This window comes from Telluria beijingensis, assembly GCF_030770395.1.
Lineage (GTDB): Bacteria > Pseudomonadota > Gammaproteobacteria > Burkholderiales > Burkholderiaceae_D > Telluria > Telluria beijingensis.
The window spans coordinates 60,247-81,287 of the sequence record NZ_CP132480.1; the positions used below are offsets into that span (position 1 = coordinate 60,247).

19 protein-coding genes are annotated in these 21,041 nt (G+C 66.8%); 9 read left to right on the forward strand and 10 right to left on the reverse strand.

The window, feature by feature from the left end:
• Positions 1-2: 2 nt before the first annotated feature.
• Together cls and Q9246_RS00245 are read right to left on the reverse strand one after the other, a co-directional pair.
• Positions 3-1,268 carry a cardiolipin synthase gene (gene cls, locus Q9246_RS00240; protein WP_306394520.1) on the reverse strand — a complete coding sequence of 422 codons (1,266 nt, stop codon included), beginning with the start codon at positions 1,266-1,268 and terminating at the stop codon, positions 3-5.
• Positions 1,269-1,350: 82 nt separating this feature from the next.
• The gene (locus Q9246_RS00245; protein WP_005664749.1) at positions 1,351-1,620 is read right to left on the reverse strand and encodes a GlsB/YeaQ/YmgE family stress response membrane protein; all 270 of its coding nucleotides are present in this window, start codon (positions 1,618-1,620) and stop codon (positions 1,351-1,353) included.
• 278 nt (positions 1,621-1,898) lie between these two features.
• On the opposite strand from Q9246_RS00245, the gene Q9246_RS00250 reads away from it, so the two are divergent.
• Positions 1,899-3,221, forward strand: a complete 1,323-nt coding sequence (locus Q9246_RS00250; protein ID WP_306394523.1) for a hypothetical protein — start codon at positions 1,899-1,901, stop codon at positions 3,219-3,221.
• A 195-nt stretch (positions 3,222-3,416) separates the two neighbouring features.
• Here Q9246_RS00250 and Q9246_RS00255 read toward each other — a convergent pair whose 3' ends face one another.
• From Q9246_RS00255 to Q9246_RS00265, 3 genes are read right to left on the reverse strand one after another with little or no spacing between them, the layout of a single operon-like run.
• Complete coding sequence (locus Q9246_RS00255) at positions 3,417-3,986, reverse strand: YceI family protein (RefSeq protein WP_306394525.1); 570 nt, start codon at positions 3,984-3,986, stop codon at positions 3,417-3,419.
• A 39-nt stretch (positions 3,987-4,025) separates the two neighbouring features.
• On the reverse strand, positions 4,026-4,580 hold the full coding sequence (locus Q9246_RS00260; RefSeq protein WP_306394527.1) for a YceI family protein: 555 nt from the start codon (positions 4,578-4,580) through the stop codon (positions 4,026-4,028).
• Positions 4,577-5,125: a cytochrome b gene (locus Q9246_RS00265; protein ID WP_306394528.1), complete on the reverse strand. Its 549-nt coding sequence runs from the start codon at positions 5,123-5,125 to the stop codon at positions 4,577-4,579. The genes Q9246_RS00260 and Q9246_RS00265 overlap by 4 nt, the downstream gene beginning before the upstream one ends.
• Before the next feature lie 196 nt (positions 5,126-5,321).
• Between Q9246_RS00265 and Q9246_RS00270 the strand changes: the two genes are divergently transcribed.
• Positions 5,322-7,214 (forward strand): TOL_0244 family TonB-dependent receptor, encoded by a 1,893-nt coding sequence (locus Q9246_RS00270; protein ID WP_306394530.1) that lies wholly within the window; start codon positions 5,322-5,324, stop codon positions 7,212-7,214.
• 156 nt (positions 7,215-7,370) lie between these two features.
• On the opposite strand, the gene purB is transcribed toward Q9246_RS00270, so the two are convergent.
• Entirely contained in the window at positions 7,371-8,750 is a 1,380-nt protein-coding gene (gene purB, locus Q9246_RS00275; RefSeq protein WP_306394531.1) for an adenylosuccinate lyase, read from the reverse strand.
• Positions 8,751-8,907: 157 nt separating this feature from the next.
• Here purB and Q9246_RS00280 point away from each other — a divergent pair, with 157 nt between their 5' ends.
• Both Q9246_RS00280 and Q9246_RS00285 read left to right on the forward strand, forming a co-directional pair.
• Complete coding sequence (locus Q9246_RS00280; RefSeq protein WP_306394533.1) at positions 8,908-9,522, forward strand: glutathione S-transferase C-terminal domain-containing protein; 615 nt, start codon at positions 8,908-8,910, stop codon at positions 9,520-9,522.
• 14 nt (positions 9,523-9,536) lie between these two features.
• The gene (locus Q9246_RS00285; protein WP_306394536.1) at positions 9,537-10,463 is read left to right on the forward strand and encodes a PfkB family carbohydrate kinase; all 927 of its coding nucleotides are present in this window, start codon (positions 9,537-9,539) and stop codon (positions 10,461-10,463) included.
• Between the two features lie 41 nt (positions 10,464-10,504).
• On the opposite strand, the gene bfr is transcribed toward Q9246_RS00285, so the two are convergent.
• Positions 10,505-10,975, reverse strand: coding sequence for a bacterioferritin (bfr, locus tag Q9246_RS00290; RefSeq protein ID WP_306394538.1), 471 nt, complete (start codon positions 10,973-10,975; stop codon positions 10,505-10,507).
• A gap of 354 nt (positions 10,976-11,329) precedes the next feature.
• Between bfr and Q9246_RS00295 the strand changes: the two genes are divergently transcribed.
• Genes Q9246_RS00295 through Q9246_RS00305 form a run of 3 tightly spaced genes read left to right on the forward strand, consistent with a single transcriptional unit; the run spans position 11,330 to position 16,332 of the window.
• Positions 11,330-12,475, forward strand: a complete 1,146-nt coding sequence (locus Q9246_RS00295; protein WP_306394540.1) for an efflux RND transporter periplasmic adaptor subunit — start codon at positions 11,330-11,332, stop codon at positions 12,473-12,475.
• Complete coding sequence (locus Q9246_RS00300; protein ID WP_306394541.1) at positions 12,472-15,534, forward strand: efflux RND transporter permease subunit; 3,063 nt, start codon at positions 12,472-12,474, stop codon at positions 15,532-15,534. The genes Q9246_RS00295 and Q9246_RS00300 overlap by 4 nt, the downstream gene beginning before the upstream one ends.
• Before the next feature lie 9 nt (positions 15,535-15,543).
• A complete protein-coding gene (locus tag Q9246_RS00305) occupies positions 15,544-16,332 on the forward strand; it encodes a MipA/OmpV family protein (protein WP_306394544.1) in 789 nt (262 codons plus the stop codon).
• On the opposite strand, the gene Q9246_RS00310 is transcribed toward Q9246_RS00305, so the two are convergent.
• The 3 genes from Q9246_RS00310 to Q9246_RS00320 all read right to left on the reverse strand — a co-directional run bounded on the left by Q9246_RS00310 (position 16,304) and on the right by Q9246_RS00320 (position 18,666).
• On the reverse strand, positions 16,304-17,671 hold the full coding sequence (locus Q9246_RS00310; RefSeq protein ID WP_306394546.1) for an ATP-binding protein: 1,368 nt from the start codon (positions 17,669-17,671) through the stop codon (positions 16,304-16,306). The genes Q9246_RS00305 and Q9246_RS00310 overlap by 29 nt on opposite strands.
• Entirely contained in the window at positions 17,568-18,332 is a 765-nt protein-coding gene (locus tag Q9246_RS00315; RefSeq protein ID WP_306394548.1) for a response regulator, read from the reverse strand. The genes Q9246_RS00310 and Q9246_RS00315 overlap by 104 nt, the downstream gene beginning before the upstream one ends.
• Before the next feature lie 124 nt (positions 18,333-18,456).
• Positions 18,457-18,666: a (2Fe-2S)-binding protein gene (locus Q9246_RS00320; RefSeq protein ID WP_078033512.1), complete on the reverse strand. Its 210-nt coding sequence runs from the start codon at positions 18,664-18,666 to the stop codon at positions 18,457-18,459.
• A 233-nt stretch (positions 18,667-18,899) separates the two neighbouring features.
• Here Q9246_RS00320 and Q9246_RS00325 point away from each other — a divergent pair, with 233 nt between their 5' ends.
• Complete coding sequence (locus Q9246_RS00325) at positions 18,900-19,154, forward strand: FeoA family protein (protein ID WP_306394551.1); 255 nt, start codon at positions 18,900-18,902, stop codon at positions 19,152-19,154.
• 4 nt (positions 19,155-19,158) lie between these two features.
• Complete coding sequence (feoB, locus tag Q9246_RS00330; RefSeq protein WP_306394552.1) at positions 19,159-21,039, forward strand: ferrous iron transporter B; 1,881 nt, start codon at positions 19,159-19,161, stop codon at positions 21,037-21,039.
• The last annotated feature ends 2 nt before the right edge of the window (positions 21,040-21,041 follow it).

Sequence of the window (21,041 nt, forward strand, 5' to 3'; positions counted from 1 at the left end):
GACTACAACTGCTTGTCGATCAGCGACACCGCCCAGGTGCTGAAACGCTGCCACCACGGCCGCTTGGCAAACTTGTGCTCGGTCACCGGCGTGGCGCGCGCCCAGTCCTGTTCGTAGATCTCGCTCATCTGCATGGCAAATTCTTCGTCCAGCACGTTCAGGTTGGCTTCGTCGTTGATGCTGAACGAGCGGTTGTCGAAGTTGGTCGAGCCGACCGACACCAGCAGCTTGTCGACGATCAGCGTCTTGACGTGGTACATGGTCGGCTTGTATTCCGAGATCTGCACGCCGGCGTCGAGCAGCTCGGGCCAGCGGTCGCGCGAAGCGGCCTTGACCAGGTCGGAGTCGATGATCGGGCCCGGCGTGATCAGGCGCACGCGCACGCCGCGTTTCGCCGCCGCGATCAGGGTGCGGATGGTCAGGTCGTCCGGCACGAAGTAGGCTGCCGACAGGTCGATCGTCTCGCGCGCGGCCGTGATCGACATCAAGTACATCAGGTGCATGCTCTCGCTGCCGCCGGTCGGCGAGCTCGAGAACATCTGGGCCGGCATCGTGCCTTTCGGCTCCAGCGCCGGGAAATAGTCGGGGCCGTCCAGCACGGCGCCGGTGGCCTTGGTCCAGTTGTCGTTGAATACCGCCTGGATCTGGCCGACCACCGGGCCTTCGACCCTGAAGTGGCTGTCGCGCCAGTGATTCTCGTCTTCGGCATTGCCGCGCCACTGGTCGGCAATGCCGACCCCGCCCGTGAAGCCGATCTTGCCGTCAATGACCAGGAGCTTGCGGTGGGTGCGGTTGTTCATCCGCGCCAGCTTCCACCAGACCGGCTTGTGGTAGCGCTGCACGCGCACGCCGGCCTTCTTCATATCGTCCACCAGCGCATTGTCCATCTTCATGCTGCCCATGAAGTCGAGCATGACGTGCACTTTCACGCCCGCGCGGGCGCGCTCCGACAGCGCTTCGGAGAATTCCTTGCCGATCGATTCCGACCAGTAAATATAGGTTTCCAGGTTGATCGACTTTTCCGCCTGGCGAATCGCGGCCAGCATGGCGGGGAAGATCTGGTCGCCATTGATCAAGGCCTCGACCTTGTTTCCTTCAAGAATAGGGGGACCCAGCAGCACACCCATCGAGCGGCGGAATTGCGGATCGTGGGTGTCGTACTGCCGTGTCAGTTGCCGCTCGATCTGTTTCTCGCTCGGCATGAAGTTTAACGCGAGAACGCCCAGCACCAGCGTCGCGGCGATCGTGATCAACACTGTCCAGAACATTTTTGGGCTCATCAATAAAACCGCAGAGGAAAAAAAACCAACGCTTGCGGCGTTGGTTTTTACAGGTGGCGTGTCGTACTCATTAACGAACGCGACCGCGGCGCAGCAGATTCACGATGGCCAGCAGGATGACCGCGCCCAGGAACGAGACCAGGAGCGAAGCGACGCTGAAGTCGTCCGAGTTGATGGTGCCGGTGCCGAACAGCGGCGACAGCAGCCAGCCGCCCAGGAAGGCGCCAACGATACCGACGACGACGTTCAGAATGATGCCTTGCTCTGCGTCGGTCTTCATGACCATGCTGGCAAGCCAGCCCAGGATACCGCCGACGACGATCCAGATGATGAATAACATGGTTGCTTCCTCCTCAAGTGAAAAGACATACCCCAGGCCCAACAATTGCCGTGACCATGGGAAAAAGTCTAGAGATGCGTTCCCATCAGGTCGGTGCGGCAACTCACGTTAGATAGCGTTTTTGCATCGCTGTTCATGCACCGGCCTGTTGATTGTCCGGGGCTGCCCGGACCGTGCGTCATCGAACAGAGCCGTACAGCCCATCGGCTTATGGTGGATGTTCAGGGCAGTGACGCGCTAGCGCGCCTGGCCACCCCAACTACTTGAAAGGATTCGTCATGAGCAGCTACGACAGCAATCGCCAGTACCAGAACCAGCGCATGGTCACCGGCCTGTTCCCTGACCGCGCCAGCGCCGAACGCGCCTATGGCACCGTATCCGACCGCGGCTATGGCCGTGACGACGTCAACCTGATGATGTCCGACGCCACCCGCACGACCCACTTCGCGGATAAAGATACCGAACTGGGCAGCAAGGCGGCCGAAGGCGCCGGCATCGGCGCCGGCATCGGCGGTACCATCGGCGCGGTCCTGGCCGGCATCGCCGCCGTGGGCACGACCCTGGTGCTGCCGGGCCTGGGCGTGGTGGTCGCGGGTCCGCTGGCCGCGGCCCTGGCCGGCGCCGGCGCGGGCGGCATCACCGGTGGCCTGATCGGCGCCCTGATCGGCGCCGGCATCCCCGAAGAGCGCGCGAAGCACTATGAAGAAGGCATCAAGAACGGCGGCATCGTGATGGGCGTGCACACCCGCTCCGACGAAGATGCGGCCCATATCCAGGAATCCTGGACCAAGCAGGGCGGCTCGCACGTGATCGGCGCCGGCCTCGGCATCGCGGGCGGCGCGGCGCTGGGCGCCACGGTCGGTACCGTGGCCGGCCCGATCGGCACCGTCACCGGCGCCGTGGTTGGCGGCGTGGCGGGCGGCGTCGCCGGCAAGGGCGTGGGCGAAGTGGTCAATCCGAAGGCCGGCGACGACCTGGCTGAACACCACCTGGCCAAGGGCGTGGGTGCCGGCACCGGCGCTGCGGCCGGTGCGGCGGTGGGCGCCGTGGGCGGCCCGATCGGGATGGCGGCGGGCGCCGTGGTCGGCGGCCTGGCCGGCGGCGCGGCTGGCCGTGGCGCGGGCGAAGTGGTCAATCCGAAGGTCGGCGACGACTTGCGCGACCACCACCTGGCCCAGGGCGTGGGCGCCGGCGGCGGCGCGACGGCGGGCGCGATCATCGGCGCGGCGGCCGGCCCATTGGGCGTGGCGGCGGGCGCGGCGATCGGCGGCCTGGCGGGCGGCGCGGCCGGCAAGGGCGTCGGCCACATGGTCAATCCGCACGAGGAAAACGAATACTGGCGCACCCAGTACCAGACCCAGCCGTATTATTCGCCGGGCTATACCTATGACGATTATGCGCCGGCCTATGCGCTGGGCTACAACAGCTATGGCAAGTACGATGGCGGCTACGACGCCAACGAAAGCCACCTGGCCGGCGAGTGGGAACGCTCGAAGGGCAATTCGCGCCTGAAGTGGGAGCAGGCCAAGGGCGCGACCCGCGCCGGCTGGCACCGCGTCGAGCGCGCGATCCCGGGTGATTTCGATCGCGACGGCCGCTGATCAGAGCCGCTGAGCACTGATCGTACGCGCCAAAAACACGTCGTTACTGCCACTGGCAGTAACGACTCCCCGCGCAGGCGGGGACCCAAGTCCTTCGCTCGCCTACTGCATTAAAAACGTAGGCACTACGCTGGAAAACTTGGGTCCACGCCTTCGCGGGGACGACGTTGTTTACTGCTGGCGTCGACTCGTCGATCAGCGCTTGACGGCTTCGACCTGGATCGCCAGCTTCACTTCCGGCGAGAAGTTCGGCAGGCCGAAGCTGATGCCGAAGTCGTCGCGCTTGAAGGTGCCGACCACGTCGGCGCCGCAGGCTTCCTTCTTGAGCATCGGGTGCATGATGCACTTGAACTTGTTGATCTGCAGGGTCAGCGGCTTGGTCACGCCGTGCAGGGTCAGCTCGCCGTCGACCGAGGTCGGCACGTCGCCGGTGTACTTGATCGACTTCGACTTGAAGGTCGCGGTCGGGTACTTGGCGGCGTCGAAGATGTCCGGCTTCTTGGCGTGCTCGTTCATCTTGTCGTGGCCGAAGTCGATGCTGTTGATGTCGACGGTGATGTCCAGCGAGCCGGTCTTGGCTTCGCGGTCCAGGGTCACGCTGCCGCTCGATTTGTTGAACTTGCCGCGCCATACCGACAGGCCCATGTGGTCGGCCTCGAAGCTCGGGTAGGTGTGGTTCGGCTCGATGTCATAGGTGACCGGCGCGGCGAAGGCGGTGCTGGCGGCGAGGGCGGCGGCGGCCGCGATCAGGTGCTTGATTTTCATGGGGCGATAGTCCTTGGTAAGGTCTGGTGGTGGTGAAGATTACGGTGCTGCGGTGACGCGGAACTTGATGACGACTTCATCGGCGACCATGCTGGTGTCTTTCCACTCGCCTTCGCCGATGTTGAAGGCCAGCCGCTTGATCGGCAGCTGGCCCTCGAATACTTGCTTGCCGCCTTCGGCCTTGACCGTCAGCGGGAAGGTGACGTCCGCCGTGCGGCCCTTCATGGTCAGCTTGCCCGACACGTTCAGCTTGCCGGCGCCGGCCGGCGCGATGGCGGTGGACACGAAGCTGGCCTTCGGGAATTGCGCGGAATTGAACCATTCCTTCTTGGCGACTTCCTTGTTGTACATCGGGTCGCCGATGTCGAAGCTGGCGGTGGTGATCTCGACGCTGGCCTTCGATGCCGCCGGCTTGGCCGCGTCGTAGTCGATGCTGGCGCTGAAGGTGCGGAACGGCGCCTCGACCGGCACGTTCATCTGCTTGAACACGGCCGACACGCTGCTCCTGGCGTTGTCGGTCTTGAGGGGGACGGCGATGGCGAGGGCGCTGGCGCCGATCGCGGTCGCGAGCAGGGCGGCCTTGAGTGCTTTCATTGTTTCTCCTTGGGGGTAGGAATGGGGAGCATGCGCTGCATCACGCCGTCGCGGTCGACCAGCAGGTGCTTGAATGCGGCCAGCACGTGCAGCGCCACCAGGCCGGCCAGCAGCATATTGAGCCAGTAGTGCACGCCGCGCAGCACGGCACGCAGTTCGGGATCGGGGCCGATCAGCACCGGCAGCGGGATCTCGCCGAAATACACGACCGGGAAGCCGGCGGCCAGGCTGAAGAAATACCCCGACAGCGGCACCGCGAACATCAGCACATACAGCAGGATGTGCAGGCCGTGGGCGGCGCCGCGCTGCCAGGCCGGCATGGCGTCGGCGTACTGCGGTGGATGGATGAACAGGCGCCACAGCAGGCGCAACGCGGCCAGCGCGAGTACCGTCACGCCGGCCCATTTGTGCCAGTTGGTGTAGCGCAGCTTGGCCATGGTGATGCCCTGGATGTCGGTCATCACCAGTCCGAGCGTAAACGTGCCGATGATCGCGATGGCGATCAGCCAGTGCAGCACGATGGCAGGCAGCGTATAGCGGCGCATATTTATCTTCAGGTAACTAGTACGAGTTAGAACTAACCAACTATAGCAAAAAAGCGGTCACCGTGCTCGACTGCGTTTTTTTGCATCAAACACTAGCACGTACTTGTAAAAACTGCACCTTTGGCTCAGCCGAATGTAAAATCGGGACATGAGCGCGTTTATTACTTATTGCTGCCGTAACTTTGTGTTGGCCTGCGTGGCGTGGCCTGTCATTGCCGTCGCCGGTGGGCAGGACGACCTGGCCGACCTGTCGATCGAGGAGCTGGCCAATATCCAGGTGACCTCGGTGTCCAAGCGTCCCGAACGCCTGCAGGATGCGCCGGCGGCCGTGTTCGTCATCACGGCCGACGACATCCGCCGCTCCGGCGCCGACTCGCTGCCCGAGGCGCTGCGCCTGGCGCCGAATCTCCACGTGGCGCGTATCAATGGCTACGGTTATTCGATCAGCGCGCGCGGCCTGAACAGCGGCGCCAGCGTGCTTTCCAACAAGCTGCTGGTGCTGGTCGACGGCCGCTCGGTGTACACCCCGCTGTTCTCGGGCGTGTTCTGGGATGCGCAGGACGTGCTGCTGCAGGATATCGAGCGCATCGAGGTGGTCAGCGGTCCGGGCGGCGTGTTGTGGGGCCTGAACGCGGTGAACGGCGTCATCAACATCACGACGCGCTCGGCGCGCGCAACCCAGGGCGGCATGCTGGCTGCGCATGGCGCCAACGATGGCGCGGCCGGCGCGGCTTTCCGCCAGGGTGGCACGAGCGAGGGCGGCGTGGCCTGGCGCGCCTACGGCAAATATGCGCGCCGCGACGACAGCGACCGGGTCGGCGGCGGGCGCATCGACGACCGCTATCGCCGCGCGATGCTCGGTGCGCGCGCCGAATGGGAACGGGGTGGCGACGCGTTCACGGTGATCGGCAATGTCCACCAGGGCCGGCTCGACCAGCCGCAACCGGGCGAAATCGCCGTCCCGGGCGGTCCGGCCGATCTCGGTCGCGTTCGATCCGATGGCGCCAACCTGACGGCGCGCTGGCAGCGCGCGCTGGACGATGGCGGCAATGTCGCGGTGCAGGCCTACCTCGACCACACGGTGCGCGAGGCGCCGCCACTGTTCACCGAGCGACTGACGACGACCGACCTGCAGTTCCAGCACACCCTGCCCAGCGCGGATGCGCATGACATCGTGTGGGGCGCCAACTACCGCCATTCGCGCGACCGGGTCGGCAACAGCCGGTATGTGGCCTTCCTGCCGGCCCACACCACGCAGCGCTGGGGCAGCCTGTTCGTGCAGGACGAGATCACGCTGCGCGACGACTGGCGCCTGACGCTCGGCGCGCGCGCCGAGTACAACCACTACACGGGCACGGAATTCCTGCCGAGCGCGCGCCTGTCGTGGCGCCTGTCGCCCCAGCACGCATTGTGGGCCTCGGCCTCGCGCACGGTGCGCGCGCCGTCGCGGCTGGACGTCGATGCCTGGGTGCCGGGCCAGCCGCCGTACATCCTGCGTGGCGGCCCCGAGGTGCAGAGCGAAGTGGCGCGCGTGATCGAGCTGGGCTATCGCGGCCAGCCGGCGGCGACGCTGTCGTATTCGGTTACCCTGTTCCACCACGACTACGACCACCTGCGCACGCAGGAACTGGATCCCACCCGCAGCTACCTGGTGTTCGCCAGCCTGATGGAGGGCAGCGGCAGCGGCATCGAAGCCTGGGGCAGCTGGCAAGCCATGCCGCGCTGGCGCCTGTCGGCCGGCTGGACGGCGCTGCACCAGCGCCTGCGCCTCAAGCCGGGCAGCAACGATGTGGCGGGCTTGCGGGTGGCGCGGCGCGATCCTTCGCATACGGCGCAATTGCGGTCGAACTTCAATCTCGACGATGCGCGCGAGATCGACGTCACGCTGCGCCGGGTCGGCGAGATGCCGGCGTCACGCGTGGCGTCGTACACGGCGCTCGACGCGCGCTTCGGCTGGCGTGTGCGGCCGGGGCTGGCCTTGTCGGTGTATGGAGAGAACCTGAACGGCGGACATGCGGAATTTGGCTCCAGCACGTATTGGGCGGAATTCGAGCGCCGGGTGGGCGTCAAGGTGCGGTGGGATTATTAAGGGCAGCCGGATAACTGTTCTTTGTCTGCCCGTAAACGTCGTTCCCGCGAAGGCGGGAACCCAAGGCTCATGCGCAGCTACCAGCGCTCGATTTCAATGGCCACGCGAAGGACTTGGGTTCCCGCCTGCGCGGGAACGACGTGCTGAGGATAACGCTTAGATCTCTGCCGCCAGCTTCGCCGCCAACCCCGTGTAATTCGCCGGCGTCATCGCCAGCATCAGGTCCTTGGCTTCCTGCGGCACGGCCAGCGTCCCGATGAACTCGCGCAGCGCTTCGCGGGTGATGCCCTTGCCGCGGGTGAGTTCCTTCAGCTGCTCGTACGGATTTTCGATGCCGTAGCGACGCATCACGGTCTGCACCGGCTCGGCCAGCACTTCCCAGTTGGCGTCCAGGTCCTGCTCGAGGCGGGCGGCGTTCACTTCGAGCTTGTTCAGGCCGCGCAGGCAGCTGTCATAGGCCAGCAGCGCGTAGCCGAAGCCGACGCCGATATTGCGCAGCACCGTCGAATCGGTCAGGTCGCGCTGCATGCGCGACACCGGCAGCTTGTCGGCCATGTGGCGCAGCACCGAATTGGCCAGGCCCAGGTTGCCCTCGGAGTTCTCGAAGTCGATCGGGTTGACCTTGTGCGGCATGGTCGACGAACCGATCTCGCCGGCCTTGAGCTTCTGCTTGAAGTAGCCCAGCGAGACATAGGTCCAGATGTCGCGGTTCAGGTCGAGCAGGATGGTGTTGGTGCGCGCGATGGCGTCGAACATCTCGGCCATGTAGTCGTGCGGCTCGATCTGGATCGTGTACGGATTGAAGGTCAGGCCCAGGCGCTGCTCGATGACTTCTTTCGAGAAGGCCGGCCAGTCGAACGATGGATACGCCGACAGGTGGGCATTGTAGTTGCCGACCGCGCCATTCATCTTGCCCAGGATTTCGACGTCGGCGATGCGCTTGGCGGCGCGCTGCAGGCGCGCGACCACGTTCGCGAATTCCTTGCCGAGCGTGGTCGGGCTGGCGGTCTGCCCGTGGGTGCGCGACAGCATCGGCAGCGCCGCATTGGCGTGGGCGATCTCGGTCAGCTTGGCGATGATCGCCTGCAGGGCCGGCAGCAGCACGCCGTCGCGCGCGCTTTTCAGCATCATGCCGTGCGAGGTGTTGTTGATGTCTTCCGAGGTGCAGGCGAAGTGGATGAATTCGCTGGCCGCGACCAGTTCGGGCACGTCCTTCACTTGTTCCTTGAGCCAGTATTCGACCGCCTTGACGTCGTGGTTGGTGACCGCCTCGATTTCCTTGATGCGCGCGGCATCCTTCTCGCCGAACTCGGCCGCCATGCGGTCGAGGTGAGCGTTTGCTTCGGCCGAGAACGGCTTGATTTCGGCGAAGCCGGCCTGCGACAGCGCCTGCAGCCACGCGATCTCGACCTTCACGCGGTGGTGCATGAAACCCGTTTCCGACAGGATCGGGCGCAGCTTGTCGGTTTTCGAGACGTAGCGGCCGTCGAGCGGGGACAGGGCCGACAAGGTAGGGGACAGGGCGGTAGAGGTCATGGCAGCAGTGGCGGTCAAAAACGCGGATTTTACCACTGGACGGGCGGCGAACCCTTGCGCATGCCGCGGTTTCTGGATGTGTTGGGGCGGCGACAGCGCAGGTTTTACGGCAGGGCCCGATGCTATACTGGGTTTCGATTCCCAACTCTGTGCTTCCATGAAACTCATCGGTTCGGTCACCAGCCCCTACGTCCGCAAGGTCCGTGTCGTGATGGCGGAGAAAAAGCTCGACTATTCGTTTATCCAGGAGAATGTCTGGGCCGCCGACACCACCATCCAGCAGACCAATCCCTTGGGCAAGGTTCCATGCCTGGTGATGGAAGATGGCAGCGCACTGGTCGATTCGCGCGTGATCGCCGAATACCTCGACACCCTCACGCCGGTCTGCAAGCTGCTGCCGCCGAACGGGCGCGACCGCGCTGAAGTCAAGGTCTGGGAAGCGCTGGCCGACGGCGTGCTCGACGCCGCCGTGCTGGTGCGCCTGGAAACCACCCTGCGCCCCGAGGCCCAGCAAAGCCCCGAATGGATCGCCCGCCAGTGGGGCAAGGTGCACGCCGGCCTGCGCGTGATGTCCGAGCGCCTGGGCGAGGCAAGCTTCTGCGCCGGCAACCACTATTCGCTGGCCGACGTCGCCGTCGGCTGCGCGCTGGGCTGGATCGCCTTCCGCTTCCCCGACATCGATTGGCGCGGCGACTACCCGAACCTGGCGCGCCTGTTCGACAAACTGTCCGAACGCCAGTCGTTCAAGGACACCGTCCCCTTCCTCGCATGAGCGGGGCGCAGGGCATGGCCACCGCGGTGGTGTTCGGCGAAGCATTGGTCGATGATTTCAACGCCGAGCAGGTGGTCGGCGGTGCGCCGTTCAACGTGGCGCGCCACCTGGCCGCCTTCATGGCGCCGGTCCTGGCGATCACCCGCATCGGCGACGACAAGAGCGGCCAGCTGGTGCGCGCCGAGTTCGAGCGCTTCGCGATGAGCGAGGCCGGGCTGCAGAGCGATCCGCTGGAAGAAACCGGCCGCGTGCTGGTCGAGCGCGGCCCGCGCGGCCACCGCTTCACGATCCTGCCGAACCAGGCCTACGATTTCATCGACCGCGCGGCGGCCGTGGCGAGCGCGCAAGGCGTCGACGCCGGCATCGTCTATTTCGGCATGCTGGCCCAGCGTAACGAGGTGTCGCGCGGCGCCCTGAAGGGGCTGCTGGATGAATGCGCCGGCAGCGCTGCGCGCTTCCTCGACCTGAACCTGCGCGACGGCCAGTACGACGAGCGCGGCGTCACCCGCTCGCTGCAGGCGGCGAACATCGTCAAGGTCAACGAAGAAGAATTGCAGGTCCTGTTCGGCTGGTACTTCCAGATCAAGCCCGACGACCCGCCGCTGTCCGCCGACGAGGTGCATGCCTCCTGCCAGGCGCTGTTGAAGATGTTCTCGCTCGACGCATTGATTGTCACCCTGGGCCACCGCGGCTCTGTGTACTTCGGCAGCGATGGCCAGGTGCTGACCCAGCGCGATATTCCGGCCCCGCCCTTCGTGATCGACACGGTGGGGGCGGGCGACGCCTTCGCCGCGATCTTTTTGCTGGGACGGGTGCGCGGCTGGCCGCTCGAGACGAGCCTGGCGCGCGCGAACGAATTCGCCGGCGCGATCTGCGCGATTCCCGGCGCGGTGCCAAGGGATATGGGGTTCTACGACAAGTGGATGACGCGCTGGCGTTGAATGCCAGCGCGTGAAGGCCGGCGAGTGCCGGCCGGTGGGCATTACGAAGCGATCTGGCTCTGCAGGTAGTTCTGGATGCCGACCTTGACGATCAGGTCGAGCTGGGTTTCCAGCCACTCGATGTGCTCTTCGGTGTCTTCCAGGATCATCAGGAACAGGTCGCGCGACACGTAGTCGGCGGCCGCTTCGCAGGCGGCGATGCCTTCCTTGACGGTCACTTGCGCAGCGCGTTCCAGCTTCAGGTCGCATTCCAGCATTTCCTGGGTCGACTCGCCGATCAGCAGCTTGTGCAGCGCTTGCAGGTTCGGCAGTGCGTCCAGCATCAGGATGCGGTCGATCAGCTTGTCGGCGTGCTTCATTTCGCCGATCGATTCTTCGTACTCTTTCTTGCCCAGTTTTTCCAGGCCCCAGTGGCGGTACATGCGCGCATGAAGGAAATACTGATTGATTGCGGTGAGTTCATTGGTCAGCTGTGCGTTCAGCAGACGGATGACGTTTTGATCGCCTTTCATTGGAGTGCCCCGTAGTGATTTTGAATGGGCTCAATGATATCAAACAAGCCGGCAAAATATGCCCTCAAAAGAGAGAAATTTAGCGAAAAAAGCGCATTAAATCACGGATTTAGCCACAAAATGCGGTGTAATGAAAACCGTTCTCAATCATTATTGAAAACGCTTCTCGCTACCGCGAAAATGAAATGAAGTGCTTCTCATCCCACCCTTCATTTCATATTGCCGGATATTATTTCCAGCGCATTTTCATGCCTTAAAACACCATTAATCGCAGCTTGGCATTGTTCGCTTCGCCGTGGTCCGCCACGGTACGCCCGCCGATCCCGGCCGGCGTAATCCGCCGCCGAAGTGTCCATGTCACCGTTGCCGTCCCGCCTCAGCCATTTTTCTCGCCGCACGCTTATCGTCGGCGCCGGCGCGTCGTTCGCGATCTTCGCCGGCCTGCTGGCGTTCGTCACGCGGCCGGCACAGGAAAGCCGGCAGCCCGCCAGCCGGCCGGCCCTGACGGTCACGCTCGAGCCGCCGCAACGGCTGCGCTGGGAACACAGCATCGAGGCCCACGGCGCGATCGAGCCCTGGCAGGAACTGGTGATCGGCGCCCGCACCAGCGGCCTGCCGCTGGCCGAGGTCAGTGTCGAGGTCGGCGACACGGTGCGCCGCGGCGCGCTGCTGGCGCGTTTCGATGCGGCGCTGCCGCGCGCCGAAGCGGCCCAGCTGGAGGCGGCGCTGGTGCAGGCGCAGGCCAATGCGCGCCAGGCAGGGGCAGTACGCGAGCGCATGCGCAAGCTGGCCGCCAGCGGCGCCGTCAGCCGCCAGGACGTGCAGCAGGCCGAGACCGAGGCCGACACCACCGCAGCGCAGGTGGCGCTGGCCCGGGCCCAGTTGCGCGCCAAGCGCCTGCTGCTGGCTTATGCCGACGTGCGCGCCGCCGACGACGGCGTGGTCAGTGCGCGCAGCGCCACGCCGGGCGCCGTCGCCAACGCCGGTGACGAACTGTTTCGCATCATCCGCCGGCACCGCCTCGAATGGCGCGCCGAACTGACGCCGCTGCAGCTGCGCCAGATGCGCGCCGGCCAGCACATCGAACTCGCGCTGCCGGACGGTGGCCTCGCGCCGGCCGTCGTGCGCCAGGCGGCGCCGCGCCTCGATCCGCAAACGCGCCTGGCGACCGTCTATGCCGATGTCAACCCGCGCAGCGCTGCCAGGGCCGGCATGTATGCCAGCGGCCGCATCGCGCTGGGCAGCAGCGAAGCCATGACGGTCGGCGCGCACAGCGTGGTGCTGCGCGACGGCCGCAGCTGGATTTTCGTGGCCGACGCCGACGCCGGCGTGGCGCGCGCACTGCAGGTCACGGTCGGCCGGCGCCAGGGAGAACGCAGCGAGATCGTCTCTCCGCTGCCGCCGGGCGTGGGTGTGGTCGGGCAGGGCGCCGCCTTCCTGAAGGACGGCGACCGGATACACGTGGCGCCGGCCGCCGCCAGCGGAGGGCCGCGCGCATGAATTTTGCCACCTGGTCCCTGCAGCGCCCGATCCCGGCCGTGCTCCTGTTCGTGCTGCTGTCGCTCGCCGGATCGATGAGCTTCCAGCGGCTGCCGATCCAGAACATGCCGGATATCGAGCGGCCCGAGATCAACATCCTGCTGGCGCAGCCGGGCGCCGCGCCGGCCCAGCTGGAAACCGAGGTCGCGCGCAAGGTCGAGGATTCGCTGGCCAGCCTGGCCGGCCTGAAGCACGTCGTCACCACGATCGGCGACGGCCTGGTGCATATCCGCGCCGAGTTCGTGCTCGAGAAGCCGGTGCCGGAAGCGCTGATCGAGACCAGGGATGCGGTCGACCGGGTGCGCGCCGACCTGCCGCCGGATCTCGAGCCGCCCTCGGTGAGCGCGGCCAGTTCCAGCAGCGACCCGACTGTCACCTATGCGCTGGCTTCGAGCCGCATCGATGGCGAGGCGCTGTCCTGGTATGTCGACGACAGCGTCACCCGCGCGCTGCTGGCCGTGCCCGGCGTGGCGCGCGTGGTGCGCCTGGGCGGCGTCGAGCGCGAAGTGCGCATCGAGGCCGATCCGGCCGCGATGGCAGCGCTGGGCGTGACCGTTACCGACCTGTCGCGCGCCCTGGCGCTGGCGTCCGGCGAAGCCTCGGGCGGCATGGGCCGCCTGGGCGCGGGCGAACAGGCGGTGCGCACGGTCGCCACCGTGCGCCAGGCACGGGAACTGGCGGCGCTGGCCATCCCGCTGGGAGAGGGAAGGCGCGTGCGCCTGGACCAGGTCGCCCGTGTCACCGACGGCGTGGCCGAGCCGCGCTCCGCCGCCCTGCTCGACGGCCGCGCGGTGACCGGCTTCGCCGTCTACCGCGCCCGCGGCGCCGACGAGGTGCGCATGGCCGAGGGCGTGCGGCAGGCCTTGCGCGCGCTGGAAACGGACGGAATGCGGGACGGCATGCGCTTCGACCTGGTCGCCGGCAGCGTCGACTACACGATGGAGCAATACCGCGGCTCGATGCAGATGTTGGTTGAAGGCGCGCTGCTGGCGGTGCTGGTGGTGTGGTGGTTCCTGCGCGACTGGCGCGCTACCCTGGTCGCGGCCGCTGCCCTGCCGCTGTCGATCCTGCCGACCTTCCTGCTGATGGACTGGCTGGGCTATACGCTCAACACCCTGACCCTGCTGGCGATGGCGGTGGTGGTGGGCATTTTGGTCGACGATGCGATCGTCGAAGTCGAGAACATCGCGCGCCACCGCCAGATGGGCAAATCGGCCCTGCGCGCCACCCGCGACGCGGTCGAGGAGATCGCGCTGGCCGTCATCGCCACCACCGCGACCCTGGTCGTGGTATTCATCCCGACCGCGATGATGAGCGGCGTGCCGGGCCTGTTCTTCCGCCAGTTCGGCTGGACCACGGTGTTCGCGGTGCTGGCGTCGCTGCTGGTGGCGCGCCTGCTGACGCCGATCATGGCCGCGCGCTTCATGGGCCACGGCAGCGTGCAGCACGACGCCGCCGAAGGCCGCCCGATGCGCCACTACCTGCACGCGGTGCGCTGGTGCCTGGCGCGCCGCGGCGCCACGCTCACCGCGGCCGTGCTGCTGTTCGCCGGCTCGCTGGCCCTGATTCCCTTCATCGACACCGGCCTGATGCCGGCCGCCGACCGCGGTCAAATCAATATCGAGGTCGAGCTGGCTCCCGGCAGCACCCTGGCGGACACCCGGCTGGCCGCCGAGCGCGCGCGCCTGGCGCTGGCCGGCATCGACGGCGTACGCTCGGTATTCGCCAGCATCGGCGGCGCCGGCAGCGACCTCGATGCGCCGGTCGGCGGCGGCGTGGGCAGTGCGACCTTGACCCTGGGCCTGGCCGCACGCGGCGAACGGCCGTCGCAGCAGGCGATCGAGGCCGCGGTGCGGCGCGCATTGCAGGACGTGCCCGGCGCCCGCTACGGCGTGGGCGGCGCCATGGGCGAGCAGATCGAACTGATCCTGGCCAGCGCCGACGTGCCCGCGCTGCAGGCGACAGCCGCGGAACTGGAACGCCAGTTGCGCGACGTGCCGGGTCTGTCGAACGTGCGCTCCAGCGCCGACGTGGAGCGTCCGGAACTGGTGGTGCGGCCGATCGCCGCGCGCGCCGCCGAGCGCGGCGTGAATACGCTCGCCATCAACGAGACCATCAGGATTGCCACCGCCGGCGACACCCGCGCGCGCCTGCCCAAGCTGAACCTCGATGCGCGCCAGGTGCCGGTGCGGGTGCAGATGCCGCTCGCGCTGGGCGCCGACCTGGATGCCATCGGCAAGCTGCGGGTGCCGGCCGATGGCGGCCTGGTGCCGCTGGCCAGCGTGGCCCAACTGGCGCTCGAGAACGGACCGGCCAGGATCGACCGCTACGACCGCCAGCGCCACGTGACGCTACGCGCCGACCTGGGATCGGTGTCGCTGGGCCAGGCGCAGGCAGCGGTCATGACCTTGCCGGCGGCGCAGGCGCTGCCGGCCGGCGTGCAGCTGCTCGGGGGCGGCGACGCCGAGATCGCGGGCGAGCTGATGGCCGGCTTCGGCGGCGCGCTCATTACCGGCGTGATCTGCATGTACTGCGTGCTGGTGCTGCTGTTCGGCGATTTTCTCCAGCCCTTCACCATCCTGTCGGCCTTGCCGCTATCCCTGTGCGGCGCCTTCGCGACGCTGCTCGCCACCGGCAGCGAGCTCGATGTGCCGTCCATGATCGGGCTCGTGATGCTGATGGGGATCGTCGCCAAGAACTCGATCCTGCTGGTCGAGTACGCGGTGCTCGGCATGCGCGAACACGGTCTCTCCGCCGAACAGGCGGCGCTGGCCGCCTGCCGCCAGCGTGCGCGGCCGATCCTGATGACCAGCCTGGCCATGATCGCCGGGATGCTGCCGATCGCCCTCGGCCTGGGCGCCGACGCCAGTTTTCGCCAGCCGATGGCGATCGCCGTGATCGGCGGCCTGCTGTCTTCCACCCTTCTCAGCCTGCTCGTGGTGCCGGCGGTATTCGTGACCGTGGCCGGCCTGCGCCGGCGGCCCCGGGATGTCCTGACCAACCCCCTTCTTGACCAATAGAGGAAATCGATGAAACAAGCACTTCAATCCGCCCGCATCCTGGCCACGTCTGCCGCATTGGCCTGCGCTGCGTCCGCATCTGCCCAGGTCGTGGCGCCCGAGCAGGTCGCCGCCGAAGCTTCGCCCAAAACCTCCCAGTGGGGACTGGGCCTGGGCGTCGGCTTGGATAAAAGCCCCTTGCGCGACTTCGACGACGAAGTCGATCCGCTGCCGCTGGTGCTGTATGAAGGCAAGCACTTGAGCGTGTTCGGCGCGCGCATCGACTACAAGCTGCCCTCTTATGGCCCGCTGCAGTTCCGCCTGCGCGCGCGCTATGCCAACGACGGCTACGAAGCCAAGGATTCGCCCTACCTGGCCGGCATGGAAGAGCGCAAGGGCGGCCTGTGGCTGGGCGGCGCCGCGACCTGGCGCAGCGGCGCCGTGAGCGTGGCGGGCGAATTCACCGCCGCCACTGGCGATGCTGAGGGCAGGCGCCTGAAGCTGGAGCTGAACCGCGAGTTCCGTAGCGGCGCGCTCACCGTCACGCCGCGCATCTCGGCCGAGTGGTACGACAAGGATTTCGTCGCCTATTACTATGGCGTGCGCGCCAATGAAGTACGCCCGGACCGGCGCGCCTACAGCGGCGACGCGTCGCAGGCGATCGAGGCCGGCGTGCGCTTCGGCTATGCGATCCAGCGCCGCCACCACGTCTTCATCGACGTCAGCGCCAGGTCGCTGGGCAGCGAGATCAAGGACAGCCCGCTGGTGGAGCGCTCCACGGAGAGCAGCATCAAGCTGGGCTATCTGTACGCGTTCTGATGGCGGGAAAGGCGACGCGCACCGCGAAGCCCTTGCCCGCCAGGCCGCCGCCGGTGCCGATGCGCGCGCCGTGCAGGCGCGCGATGGCCGCCACCAGCGACAGGCCGATGCCGCTGCCGCGGCCCTGGTTGCCGGGCAGCCGGTAGAAGCGCTGGAAGATGGCGTCGCGCTCGGCCTCCGGCACGCCGGGACCGTCGTCGGCCACGCTCAGCCACGGTCCCTCGGGCCCCACGCCGCAGGCCACCAGCACCCGGCCGCCGTCGCGCGCGAAGCGCACCGCATTGTCCAGCAGGTTGCGCAGCAGGGTCGCCAGTTCGTCCAGGTTGCCGTGGACCGGCGCCGGCGCCGTGTCGGCGTCGAGCCGGCAGCCCAGGCTCTGCGCGTGGTAGGCGTATTCGTGCAGCACGTGCTCGACCAGCTGCGCCAGGTCGAGCGGCGCCATGCACATCGAGCACGACATCGCATCGAGCCGCGCCATGTCCAGCAACTGCTCGGCCATGCGCGCGCTGCGCCGCACGCCCTGCTGCAGCATCGCCAGCGCCTGCCGGCGTTCGTCGTCGTGGCGCGCATGCAGGGCGACCTCGACGTGGGCCTGCAGCACCGACAGCGGGGTGCGCAGCTCGTGGGCGGCATCGCCCAAAAAGCGCCGCTCGTTGGCCACCGCCTTGTCGAGCTGCAGCAGCAGGTGGTTGAACGACGTCACCAGCGGTTGCAGCTCGACCGGCAGCGCCGCCACCGGCAGCGGCGTCAGGTCGAAGGCTTCGCGCCGCAACAGCGCGCGCTCGATCACCGACAGCGGCCGCAGCGAGCGGTCCAGCGCATGCAGCAGCAACAGCGCCACCAGCACCAGCACCGCCGTCATCATGGCCAGCGCGGCCAGCGTCTCGCCCACCATCTCGCGGTCGATCACGCTCTGCAGGTTGGCGACCTGCACCGAGACCAGGCTGTGGCGGTCCGAGATGGTGTACACGCGCCAGGCCTGGCCGCCGGCCTCCAGGGTGGCGAAACCGTTGCGAAAGCTCGGCTGGAACGGCGTCGCGGGCGCGGCCGGCGAACGGATCACCAGCCGCCGGTCGTTGCTCCAGACCTGGATCGCGAAATTCTCGGGATCGCGCTGCATCTCGGGCGGCAGTTCGAGGCTGGGGCCGAACGGGCCGTCGTTGATCTCCTCGGCCGGCAGCGACAGCAGCAGGCGGGTGCCGAAGGATTGCAGCTTGCCGTCCCACAGGCTGTGCTCATTGCTGGCGGTGTACACCACCACCACGCCGACGCCGCAGATCCAGCAGAACGCCAGCGCCAGGCCGAACACCCGGCGCACGCGGGCGCGGATCGAGTTCATGCCGGGCCGATCCCAGGCGGTAGCCCTGGCCGTGCACGGTCTCGACGATGTCCTCGCCGAGCTTGCGCCGCAACTGGTGGATGAACACGGCGACCGTATTGCTCTCGACGTCGCCGTGCGCGCCGTAGATCAGCGACTCCAGGTGGCTGCGCGCGATGATGTGGCCGGGGCGTTCCATGAAGGCGAGCAGGGTGCGGTATTCATAGGCGCTGAGCGTGACCGGCTGGCCGTCGCAGCGCACGGCCTGGCGCGCCACGTCCAGCACCACGTTGCGGCAGGCAAGGAGCGGCACGGTCTTGCCTTCGCTGCGGCGGGTGACGGCGCGCATGCGCGCCCACAGCTCGTTGAATTCGAACGGTTTCACCAGGTAGTCGTCGGCGCCGGCGTCCAGGCCGGCGATGCGCTCGGACATCCGGGCGCGGGCGGTGAGGATGATCACCGGCGTCGCGTTATAGGCCGCGCGCAGGCTGCGCAGCAGGGCCAGGCCCGACTCGCCGGGCAGGCCGAGGTCGAGCAGGATCACCGAGTAGACATGGTCGATGAGCAGCAGGCGCGCGCCGTCGGCGTCGCCAGCATGGTCGATGGCCAGGCCCTCCTGCCGCGCGCGTTCGCGGATGGCGGCGGCGAGCATGGCGTCGTCTTCGACGAGCAGGATGTTCATGGGCGCGAGTGGGAAGTCGTCGGCCGGCCAGTATAGCGGGCCGCGATTAACGAGTTTTTAAGCGGGGAGCGGCGGCAAAAAAAAGCCCCGCGAGACGGCGGGGCAGGAGAGACATCGCTTGAATTCAGGCCGCTTGCGGCACGCGGCGCACTTCGGTGATCGTGGTCTTGCTGTCGATGTGTTCGTGCAGGACTTCGCGCGCATAGCTGACGCATTTGCCGCACATGGTGCCCACGCCGAGCTCCTTGCGCAGTTCTGCCATGGAAGAGATGCCCAGGTCGGCCGCCTGGCGGATTTCACGGTCGGAGATGTTGTTGCAGACACAGACGATCATCGAACTACCCTTGCTGTTTAAGCTACAAAATACGAATCATTCTCATTTACGTTGTTATTTTCTGTAAACCCGGCCGTGAAAGCAAGCGAATTCTGCGTATTGACTGCACTATTTTCGTGCTTTTCGTCCAGGCAATGACAAGCTGCAAATAGAAATAGTTCGCATTTAGGTTTATGATGTCGGCATCATTCCTGTCGCTGTCTCATAAGCGCAACAACCAACTGGAAGCTGCCATGACCCTAGCCCCCGCCCTGTCCACACTCGACTCGCTGAAAGCGGGCCAGAGTGCCACCGTAGTCCAGCTGGCGCCGCATGCGCAGGGCGGCATCGACGTCCAGCGCCGCCTGATGGAACTGGGCTTCGTGCCGGGCGAGCGCATCCGCGTGCTCAAACGCGTCATGAAAGGACCGCTGGCGGTCAAGGTCGGCGAATCGACCTTCGCGCTGCGCCGCTTCGAAGCGGCCCTCGTCTCGATCAAGGTGGACTGAGCGCATGGGAGTCATGGAACAACAAGTCGCTGGCCGTACCCCGCTGGTCGCACTGCTCGGCAATCCCAACTGCGGCAAGACCGCGCTGTTCAACCGCCTCACTGGCTCGCGCCAGAAGGTCGCCAACTATGCCGGCGTCACCATCGAACGCAAGGAGGGCAGCTTCAAGTCGCCCGCCGGCCGGTCGTTCCGCGTGCTCGACCTGCCGGGCGCCTACAGCCTGAACGCCCAGACCCCGGACGAAGGCATCACGCGTGACGTGGTGGCCGGCCTGCGCGCCGGCGAACAGGCGCCGGATGCCATCCTGTGCGTGGTCAACGCCACCAACCTGCGCCTGAACCTGCGCCTGGTGCTCGAGCTCAAGCGCCTCGGCCTGCCGATGGTGCTGACCCTGAACATGGTCGACGTGGCCCGCAAGCGCGGCATCGAGATCGACACCGCGAAGCTGTCGCAGGAACTGGGCATGCCGGTGGTCGAAACCGTCGCCATCCAGTCGGGTGGCGAGAAAGCCCTGCTGGCGGAGCTCGACCGCATGCCGTTCGACGCGTCGGTCAAGATCAATCCGCTGTCGGCGATCGACGCGGTATCGGTCGAAGAGACCCAGCGCGAGGTGCGCCGCATCCTGGCCGCCGCCGTCTCGACCACGAAAGACACCGGCAACCTGACCGAGAAGGTCGACAATGTGGTGCTGCATCCGGTCGCGGGCCCGATCATCCTGGCCGCGCTGATGTTCCTGATCTTCCAGGCCGTGTTCAGCTGGGCCGGCACGCCGATGGACCTGATCGAGGCCGGCGTCGGCGCACTGGGCGAATTCGTCGGCGACCTGCTGGGCGAAGGCCTTCTGCACAGCCTGATCGTGGACGGCATCATCGCCGGCGTCGGCAGCGTGCTGGTGTTCCTGCCGCAGATCCTGATCCTGTTCTTCTTCATCCTGCTGCTGGAAGACGTCGGCTACCTGCCGCGCGCGGCCTTCCTGCTGGACCGCATCATGGGCAGCGTCGGCCTGTCGGGCCGCGCCTTCCTGCCGCTGCTGTCGTCGTTCGCCTGCGCCATTCCCGGCGTGATGGCCGCGCGCACGATCCAGAATCCGCGCGACCGCCTGGTGACGATCATGATCGCGCCGTTGATGACCTGCTCGGCGCGCCTGCCGGTGTACGCGCTCCTGATCGCGGCCTTCATCCCCGACCAGACCGTGGCCGGCTTCCTCAACCTGCAGGGCGTGGTGCTGTTCATCCTGTACATGGCCGGCATCCTGTCGGCGATGGCGGTGGCCTGGTTCATGAAGCGCCGCAGCGAATTCAAGCAGCAGGCGCTGATGCTCGAACTGCCGGCCTACCACTGGCCGCAGCCAGGCGCATTGTTTTCGGGCCTGTGGGAGCGCGCCAAGATCTTCCTGATGCGGGTCGGCACCCTGATCCTGACCATGATGGTCCTGCTCTGGCTGCTGTCGAGCTTCCCGGGCGCGCCCGAAGGCGCCACCCAGCCGCCGATCTACTACAGCGTGGCCGGCATGATCGGCCGTGCGCTGGAAGTGATCCTGGCCCCGATCGGCTTCAACTGGCAGATCGCGATCGCGCTGGTGCCGGGCATGGCCGCACGCGAAGTGGCGGTCGGCGCGCTGGGCACCGTGTACGCGCTGTCGGGCGGCGACGAAGTCGGCGACCTGCTGGCGCCGATGATCGCCGAATCGTGGTCGATGGCGACCGGCCTGGCGCTGCTGGCCTGGTATGTCTACGCGCCGCACTGCCTGCCGACGCTGGCCACTGTGGCCCGTGAAACCGGCAGCCGCAAGTACGCCTGGATCATGGCCGGCTACATGTTCGGCCTGGCGTACGTGGCGGCCTTCATCGTCTATCGCGTCACCCTCGCCATCACCGGAGCGTAACC